Source organism: Mesorhizobium sp. M0923 (genome assembly GCF_040319365.1).
Lineage (GTDB): Bacteria > Pseudomonadota > Alphaproteobacteria > Rhizobiales > Rhizobiaceae > Mesorhizobium.
The window spans coordinates 1-8,299 of sequence record NZ_JAMYNW010000049.1 but is presented as its reverse complement, the minus strand read 5'-3'; the positions used below and the strand labels follow the sequence as shown (position 1 = coordinate 8,299).

Annotated in this window: 8 protein-coding genes; 4 read left to right on the top strand and 4 right to left on the bottom strand. The window is 58.9% G+C overall.

What is annotated here, in order from left to right:
* Nucleotides 1-147: 147 nt before the first annotated feature.
* Nucleotides 148-1,092 carry a sugar ABC transporter substrate-binding protein gene (locus NKH89_RS35455; RefSeq protein ID WP_352911982.1) on the bottom strand — a complete coding sequence of 315 codons (945 nt, stop codon included), beginning with the start codon at nt 1,090-1,092 and terminating at the stop codon, nt 148-150.
* Between the two features lie 112 nt (nt 1,093-1,204).
* Nucleotides 1,205-2,248 (bottom strand): sterol desaturase family protein, encoded by a 1,044-nt coding sequence (locus NKH89_RS35450; protein ID WP_352792028.1) that lies wholly within the window; start codon nt 2,246-2,248, stop codon nt 1,205-1,207.
* Nucleotides 2,249-2,437: 189 nt separating this feature from the next.
* Between NKH89_RS35450 and NKH89_RS35445 the strand changes: the two genes are divergently transcribed.
* The gene (locus tag NKH89_RS35445; RefSeq protein WP_352911979.1) at nt 2,438-3,472 is read left to right on the top strand and encodes a LacI family DNA-binding transcriptional regulator; all 1,035 of its coding nucleotides are present in this window, start codon (nt 2,438-2,440) and stop codon (nt 3,470-3,472) included.
* Nucleotides 3,473-3,583: 111 nt separating this feature from the next.
* Nucleotides 3,584-3,817 (top strand): hypothetical protein, encoded by a 234-nt coding sequence (locus NKH89_RS35440; RefSeq protein ID WP_352911976.1) that lies wholly within the window; start codon nt 3,584-3,586, stop codon nt 3,815-3,817.
* 564 nt (nt 3,818-4,381) lie between these two features.
* On the opposite strand, the gene NKH89_RS35435 is transcribed toward NKH89_RS35440, so the two are convergent.
* Nucleotides 4,382-4,600: a KTSC domain-containing protein gene (locus NKH89_RS35435; RefSeq protein ID WP_352496205.1), complete on the bottom strand. Its 219-nt coding sequence runs from the start codon at nt 4,598-4,600 to the stop codon at nt 4,382-4,384.
* 530 nt (nt 4,601-5,130) lie between these two features.
* On the opposite strand from NKH89_RS35435, the gene NKH89_RS35430 reads away from it, so the two are divergent.
* The gene (locus NKH89_RS35430) at nt 5,131-5,640 is read left to right on the top strand and encodes a ferritin-like domain-containing protein (protein WP_352483325.1); all 510 of its coding nucleotides are present in this window, start codon (nt 5,131-5,133) and stop codon (nt 5,638-5,640) included.
* Nucleotides 5,641-7,083: 1,443 nt separating this feature from the next.
* Nucleotides 7,084-7,722: a hypothetical protein gene (locus NKH89_RS35425; protein ID WP_352496206.1), complete on the top strand. Its 639-nt coding sequence runs from the start codon at nt 7,084-7,086 to the stop codon at nt 7,720-7,722.
* Between the two features lie 21 nt (nt 7,723-7,743).
* Here the strand turns inward: NKH89_RS35425 and NKH89_RS35420 are convergent.
* A partial coding sequence (locus tag NKH89_RS35420; RefSeq protein WP_352911972.1) for a PHP domain-containing protein occupies nt 7,744-8,299 on the bottom strand: 556 nt, incomplete at its 5' end.

Here is an 8,299-nt window from a genome sequence, read left to right as displayed (position 1 = left end):
CAGGCGAGCGCGCTGCTGATCCATGTCGCAGATCAATTGGAGCTTTGCGCCTGGAAGCTCCTCGGCGACTATCTTGGCATGATCTGCGCCCATCAGGCCGGCGGATGGCCGCCCCCGCTCCATGCGAGGGCGGCACGGAATAAAGGGCTATCGCGTCCCGGCTTTCACACCAGCGATGGTAGCATCTACGGAAGCCTTGTCGATGATGCCGGGTCCAGTCAGGATCTCACGAGTGGGCACGGTGAGGCCGTAGTTTACATTGCCGTTGAGGATCGCCACGGCGAGGTAGCCCTGCAGGTAGCCTTGCTGATCAATCGCGCAGGCCTGTTTCCCATCCTTGATGTTGTTCAGGATGGTCTCGTCGAAGTTGATGCCGCAGAGATGAACCTTATCACTTTTTCCGGCCTGGGTGAGGCCGTTCATGGCGGAGTTGGCGTCAACGTTACCGATGGTGAACACGGCGGTCACGTCCGAGTGCTGCAGCAAATAGGCCTTCACAGCCTGCGCAACAGCTGTAGCTGAACCGAACGACGTGGCGGGCAAGGGCAACACGTCGGCCTCGCCGCCGCCATTCTTCATCCCCTCTTTGAAGCCGCCGCAGAAGGCCTCAATATTGGCGGCGCCGGGCAGGGTGTTAATGCAGACGCCTTTCTTGCTGCCGGCTTTGGCCAGGTACTCGCCGCCCGCGACGCCACCCTTGTAGTCGTCAGAGCCGACGTAGTTCAGCGCGCCGAGGCGATCGGCCGCCTTCAACCCGCCAGCATTGTAGATGACCAGCGGAATGCCGGCATCCTTGACGGCCTTGAACGCAGGATCCATTGCTTCTGGCACCCAGTCCGGACCGACAATGGCATCGGCTTTCTGGTCGATTGCCTGCCGGATCAGCTCGGCAGCGTCCACACCCAGATTGTCATAGTTCTGGGGACCGAGCCAGGTGACCTTACCGCCCTGGGCCTCGACCACCTTGCCGGCGTCTTCGGCACCCCGCTTGACGATCGACCAAAACGGATCGTCCGGTTTGCCGCCGATCACGAAGATGTTGGCGGCAAGTGTCACCCCGGTGCTGAATGCAGTCAAAACCGTTGCCGATATGAGTGTCTTTAAAAGCTTCACAGTAGTCCTCCCAGGTTTCACCCGCCCTGCAGGTGTTCAATTAAGTTCTGCTGCCCCGCGCCCTCTCCTCATAGGCGCTGATGCCTCTCCGTCACTCCGCCGGCATACCCGAGCCTGCGCCACGGGCTTGCTGTTTGGCGCGTAGCTTCTCCTTCTTTTTGAGGAAGCGCGCCTTCATCGCGTCGTCGGCCTCCTTGCTACCGTCGTGCCAGGTACCGAACAGCTTATCGAGCGGCACGAGACCGTCTCCGCCGTAGTTCACCTCGAAGTACTTGTGGTGCAGGTAATGCACATAAGAATGGCTATCGAGATTCAACTTGTCGGTCAGTTCAAACGTTTCGAAGCCAAGATGACCGTTGACCGCGCCAAAGCCGGCGCCGTGCAGCGTGAAATAGGCGCAGACCGGGTTGGATGGGATCAGCAGGTGCAGCCACGCCTCGGCGTGATACAGGAAGCCTTCCACGGGGTGCATGGAAAGAGACGACCATGGGCTGGGATTGATCGAATTGTGGTGAACCGAATGGACCCACTTATAGACAGGTGGCCAGTGGATCGCGCGGTGCAGCAGAAAGAAATAAACCTCGTGAACAAACGGCGCGAGCAGCACCAAGAAAGACAAGTAGAGCCAATTGGTCGTCCAGGGCAGCCAGACCGCCCAGCTGTTGGCGTAGACCCACAGCATCACGATCTCGACCACCGTCCACAGCGGGATGGTGACAAAGAAGGACCGCAGGAAATTGTCTAGGTTCTGGCGCTGGAACCAGAAAACGTCGGACGGCACATCAGACGGAAATTTGGCATTGTATTTGAAGCGCGTGCCCTGCCGACGATGAACGTAGAAGCGCAGTTCGAAGAAGCCATAAAACAGGAAAATGCCGGCGGCGTTCAGACCGTAAAGCCAAAAATAGTTGAGCAGCGACAAGCTTGCCAGGCTCTGCCAGTTCGGGATGAGAAAATTCACCCAGAGGAGCGATGTGGCGATGTGGAAAGCATTCCACGGCCAAAAAAATTCAGGGAGCCAGGCGATGACCTTTCTTGCATTGAACGGACGATGCCACAACGGCGCCGGTTCGGCGCGGCGGTGCGGCGCCCAATTGCCGCGCTTGTCGCGTGTCCCATACTGAAGGTCATCCATCGTAACAGCACCTCCGTGCCCGGATCAGGCTTGAGCGTGGATCTAGCCGCCGGGAGCCATCATCCGATCACACCCTAGCTGGCACATTTCATATCGGAGGGTTGATATTTGTAGTAGTCGAAAATAATATCAAAATGATATTTGTATCATTTAAGCTCAATCATCATGATACAAACGAAGGTGAGGTTCATGACTCGGCCGACAATTCGCGATCTCGCTATCGCCGCAGGCGTATCCGCAGCGACCGTAAACAGAATTCTGAATGGGACCGTTTCCGTGCGCCCGAAAACTGTTCAACGCGTTCAAAGCGCTGCGGCGGAAATAGGATTTTACGGCATCGGTGCGCTTGACAACCGGGCCCGTCAGCTATCGCCACAATACCGATTGGGGTTCCTGCTGCAGCAGTCCACTCGCGATCTCTACCAGCTGTTCGGCAAGAAAATCGTTGCCGCCTGTCGCGATCGCCGGGACGAGGTGATCGAGCCGGTTATCGACTTTGTGGATCTGCTTACACCGGAGACTATCTCGAGCCGCCTCGTCGCGCTCGGCGAGTCGTGCGACGCTGTCGCTGTAGTCGCCGCAGATCATCCGATCATTGGCCAGGCCATCCGTTCTCTGAAGGAGATCGGGAAACCCGTCATCTCTTACATTACCGACCAATCAGCGCCGGAACGGGCGGCGTATGTAGGCACAGACAACTGGAAGCTGGGGCGCACCGCAGCCTTCCTGATCACCCAGACCACACATGGCCCTGGTCGCATCGCGGTGTTCATAGGGAACCACCGGTATCAATGCCAGGATGTCGCAGACGCCAGCTTCCGGTCCTATTTGCGCGAGCATGCTCCGCGGCTGATAGTGGAGGAAAGTCGTCCGACCCATGAGGAATCGAGTGAGGCGTACCGCATGGTGGCCGAGTTGCTGAAGGCGACTGACGACCTTGTGGGCATTCTGATCGTCGGCGGCGGAATAACCGGCGTCCTCCGTGCGCTAAGGGAGGCAACTCTCGAGAAGCGTTCGGGGATCAAGCTGGTTTGCCGTGATATTGGACCCGAAACCCGAAAGGGACTGTCTGAAGGGTTGATCACTGCAGCTCTCTGTCATCCGCTCGACGCAACCTCGGCCCTTCTTGTCCAAACCATGATTGATGTCATTGGACCACAAGCACCGTTCGCCACCCTTCAGCGATCAATTCCTTTCGAAATAGTCACGCCGGAAAATATCTAAGGCAAATGTCAGCTAGGGGTCGCCCGTCGGGCGTTCTGCGACCCATAGGAATGTCCGTTTTCAGCTCACGCGCAAGCCGACCTCAACGTCCATCATCGCCTAGGCCGTTCCATGCCCAGTACGACGGGTCAGGGCACCGGCACGACGAGCAGCGGGACCAACATGTCCGGCGATCAGGGCACCGACACGACCACCACCAGCGGCACCACAAATCCGAACTCGGCCAGAGACTGCGCGCCCGGCCAGCAGACTGGCAGCGCTCAGCAGGCTGCGGCAGGTCAGCAGGACACGACCGCCAACACCGCCGCGCCAGGCCAGGTGAAAAAGACGGACGAAGGTTGCTGATTGGCACATCGGCACAGGTTGGAATCACCAGCGTGTGGCTGGCCAGTCTCCCCCGACCACCGCGTGAACTCAACTCGGCTGGCGAGCAAGTTGCCGCCAGCCGAGCATCAGTCTATGAACCTTTGCGCTTGCTTGTGCTTTCAGTGGGGCACGCCTCGCTTCTGTTTGCTTTCGGTCAGATAGATACGCGATCGCCTCTACTCTAGCGCTGAACAGACCTGATGGCGCGCTGATCCACAGACATTCGCCAAAAGCCCGCGTCTCTGGATTGAGGAGACGCGGGCCGGATCGGAGTCAGCCGATCGTGCAGCAATATCGTATGGAGGATGTACTGCGTGCACCGAACCTTGCCCGCACCCCGGTGTTCCACCTGGAGCGCAAAAAATCCCGCCGCACACTGCCAGGGCGGCGGGACCGATCAAGCGCCTTTGCACCAGGCAGGGACTTCGGGGGTGGGCTTTGCGAGGTGCGCGCGGACCGAAAGCGAACTTAGGGCAACAGCGGCGACGCGTCCACCAACCGCCGGTTGGAGCGACAGGACGATTGAGACACCGGCAGGTCAGGTCATCCCGGGTCGCTATGGGTCGCAACCAGATGGTAGCGGAAATTGTTGCGGATATGGTCGTTGAAATAGCGGCCCTTGGCGAATGCCGCCCGGAAAGCGGCAAAAGTTTCCGGCGGTACCCCCTCAAACTCGCACCGCTTACCGCTGGCCACGAACCAGACCGAGAGGATTCTTCTGTCGGGATCGTATTCCGTTTTGCGTATCGATATGGAGGGCATGACGGCGGCTCGATTCGAAAAGCAATCAACGAGCGGAGAGGCCGTCGCGTTCCTTGCGAACGTGATGGTGCGGTGAGGCACGAGGCTCAATGCGGAGCGCCAGCGGCCGCGATCAGCGCCTCCTCAAGAAACCGCTTCAGCTTCGCCGAGCGCTGGGAGTTTCATCTGCTTGCCGTTCTTACTTGCCCGGGACGACAGACGGCGGTCGCGGTATGCCATGCGGGGCGCTTCAATACGTCGCCGCGTGGGATGGCGAGGAGGCGGGCCAGTGCCAGTTGGACCTTGTAATGGAACGCGCAGCGGCGAGCAGGTGTGGTTGATCGGCGCGTCTCGCGTCCATGGCCCGTTTTCCTTGCGCCGATCTTCCGCCATCTTGGCCTTCACCCGCATTGCTGAGGATCTTCGTGAGGTGAATTGAGATCCGCTACGTCGCTGATCCTCTGGGACTGTCAAGGGCCGTTCGGCGGGCTTTGCTCCGGAACAATGTCTTCTTCCGAAAGTTTTTCCTTGAGTAGCAAAGGAGATTCGAAATGTCAGAAAGTCGGGAATGGTTTGTCCAATGGCTTAGAGACGCTCATGCCATGGAAGAGCAGGCAGAGACGATGTTGAACGGGCAGTTGAGTCGTATCGAGAATTATCCCGAACTGAGCGACCGAATCCGACAGCACCTCGACGAGACTAAGCAGCAGGCTGCCCGGCTGAAGACTTGTCTCGATCAGATGGACGAGGGTTCATCCACGATGAAGGATGCTGGCGGCAAGCTGACGGCGATGGCGCAATCGCTGAGCGGCGTCTTCGCTGGAGACGAGGTGATGAAAGGATCGCTGGCGAGCTACACGTTCGAGCACATGGAAATCGCCTCCTACACGATCCTGATTGCCGCTGCTCGATCGCTCGGCGAAACCGAGGTTCTTCGGGCTTGCGAAGAGAACCTGCGAGAGGAAGTCGCGATGGCGGATTGGCTGAAAACCCATCTTGCCTCAACGACCGAGCAGTTCCTTGCGCGGGCCGAAGCGGACAGCGACAGCGCCAAGCGGTGATCGGTGGGAACGTAGCGATCTTGAAGTGAGGGATCGGCGCGGAAGCTGGTTAACACCGGCTCCGATGTCGACGAGCGAGCTCCGCGGCTTGGAACTGAATAGGAGCGGCGGCGGACGGCAACGATCGAGGATGCCCATCGATCATTGCCGCCAAGGGAACATAGCGAAAATTGCTTGTAGGCGTTGCCGTAGCATCAAAGCGCGCTCGATACCTGCTTCCGGCGTCGGCATTCTTCGAATTTACCGGAACGACGTACCTGAAGGCGAAAGATCGATTTCAGCTCCACGCTCCTCGTTTGTGGCCATCGCCGGACCGAGAGGAAGTCCGCCGCTCCGCTAACACGTGGCTGGACGGGGCGCGCCAAGGTCATCGCTGACTGTCAAACCATTTCTGCAGAATTTGACGCACACAATACCGATCCGAGGCCAACTGGGAGTGCATACCAGCTTGGAACTGTGCGGAACCGTACGAAGTCGATTGCAAACAACCAACCTGGTTGGCCGGGCATTAATTTAGCAAAGCGTCAATTAGGGAAAGCATCGGGAGGAAGACCATGCTGCACGTTAACATGCCTCGCGAATTTGAGGTTGGCGATGAGGTTTCACTAGCAGGTACCGTCATCACGATTCTCCCCAGCGGGCGCGCCAGGGTGAGCATTCCCTCGTATGACCATCCTTATACGATTGATCCGCCACCCAAAAGTCCGGGCCGGAGACCGAGTGGTTCTTGTTGGGGACGTCACCCGCATCGATCGCGGAGCAAACAAACTCACTGTGCGGATTGACTGCGGCGGGGTGATCACGGTCGACAAGTCGGCGATCACTCGGCTGAGAAAGCACCGCCGGACTTCAGCGGGTTGACACTACGGCGATACAACGGCCACGCTTGTCGGCGTAGGGAAGATGCAAGCGCACTTTGAACAGCCCAAGGGCGCGGCGCTGTCCAGCCGGATAATGGGCGGACGAACGGATAAGCCGGAGTTCGACGGCTAGCAAGTCCGATATGCGCCTATCGCGACCCCGCTTCACCTGCCGTCCAGCCGTTCGCGCATTCGCGATCGTCGCTCTCAACAGGCGGCGCGCCCGGCCAGGACGTCTCGCATGGGCGCGCTGTCGAAGGAGGCGCCCAGCAACATTTCGGGTGAAGGCCGCGGGCATCCGATCGATCGTAACCTTTCTCTGCAATGATCGCTTGTCGCCGGCGATGGGCCTCCGGCTCTTACGCATTATGGAGATCACATGTTGGTCCCGGCACCCACAAGGAAGCCCGGAACGGGTGAAGCACAATTGTCGGTAAGCGCAAGGCGACGACAATCAGCGGCCCCGCTAACAATCGTGGTTGCGCCTTTGGGCATCATGGTTCAGACCGCTGGCGGATTAGAACTCTGCTGGCTTTGCGATCGGCTCATCGCTGCCGACAATCGGTGACCTATATAAAGGGGCATGTCCACACGCCGAAAAATCAATGCAACAGCGAAACTGATTGGAGAGTGGCCTTTAACCCCGGCTGCAACGCTTGGATCGTCCGTCAGAGCGAGGGGTATTTTCCTTGAAATACGCGCCCGCCTTCCAACGGAGTTCAGGAAACTGCTCCATATCGAGTCCCGCGTGCTTACCCTGCGCCTGTCTGAGGGCACCGAGAATGATGTGCAGGTGGTATTCGGGATCGTATCCAATGCACTGCAGAATATCGAAGACCTGCCCGTAATCCCCCGTGAAATCGAGGACATTCTGACGATCTCGACGGCCGAACGGCACCGCTGGCTGAAAGATGGTCGCTTGCAGAGCGCCGGGACGAAAACGGTGAAACTCCGCGGGCGGGCAAGGAACATCACCTTTCACGTGTTCGACCCGCAGCACGTGGAGGATGTGCTTGACCGCGACCTGGTTACGGTCTGGCGCGAACAGGACGCAGCGACAGCTGCAGAGAATAGGCGGCGAGCCGCGGGGAAGGCCGCTATGAAACGTGCTCAAAGAAGCGGCCGCGGAACTGCAGCTTCAGTTGGCTATGGCCCCGATGAGAACTCGCACTCCAGTTTGCGCGGCTGGGAAGATTTTGAGAATGACGGACTCCTGCGCTGATAGGCCGGGCGCACAAGCAGGTTAGGACGTTTGCCTGCGCCGTGCGAGATGCGCAAGGAGGGCCGTCAAACGCATCGCGTTCAGGACCCGCTTCGCAGGGACACCGCCCTTGCGCGCCATCTCGACCCCCCAATGCATGTGGTCGAGCTCGCGGATCGAGTGAGCGTCCGGATTGATGCTGAAGATGCAGCCCTGATCGAGTGCCTTTTGATGCCAGCGCCAGTCGAGGTCGAGTCGCCAAGGATGTGCGTTGATTTCGACAGCGACGCCGTGTTTTGCACACGCTTTGAGGACTTTGTCGACGTCGAGATCATAACCGGGCCGGCGCAACAGCTGGCGACCGGTCATGTGCCCGAGGATTGTCGTCCGAGGATTTCCGATCGCCTCAATGATACGCTCCGTCTGTTCCTTCTTGGGCAACTTGAAGCGGCTGTGCACGCTCGCGACGACGAAATCGAACTGCTCCAAGATATGATTCGGGTAATCGAGCGAGCCATCCGCCAGGATGTCCGCCTCGATGCCCTTCAGTATGCGAAATTTTCCATTGTATGCCTTGTTCAGCCGGTCAGCTTCGCGG

What these genes read in the sequence shown, in the direction of transcription:
- NKH89_RS35450 (WP_352792028.1), bottom strand. Translation starts at nt 2,248, where the DNA reads ATGGATGACCTTCAGTATGGGACACGCGACAAGCGCGGCAATTGGGCG.
- NKH89_RS35445 (WP_352911979.1), top strand. Translation starts at nt 2,438, where the DNA reads ATGACTCGGCCGACAATTCGCGATCTCGCTATCGCCGCAGGCGTATCC.
- NKH89_RS35440 (WP_352911976.1), top strand. Translation starts at nt 3,584, where the DNA reads ATGCCCAGTACGACGGGTCAGGGCACCGGCACGACGAGCAGCGGGACC.
- NKH89_RS35435 (WP_352496205.1), bottom strand. Translation starts at nt 4,600, where the DNA reads ATGCCCTCCATATCGATACGCAAAACGGAATACGATCCCGACAGAAGA.
- NKH89_RS35430 (WP_352483325.1), top strand. Translation starts at nt 5,131, where the DNA reads ATGTCAGAAAGTCGGGAATGGTTTGTCCAATGGCTTAGAGACGCTCAT.
- NKH89_RS35425 (WP_352496206.1), top strand. Translation starts at nt 7,084, where the DNA reads ATGTCCACACGCCGAAAAATCAATGCAACAGCGAAACTGATTGGAGAG.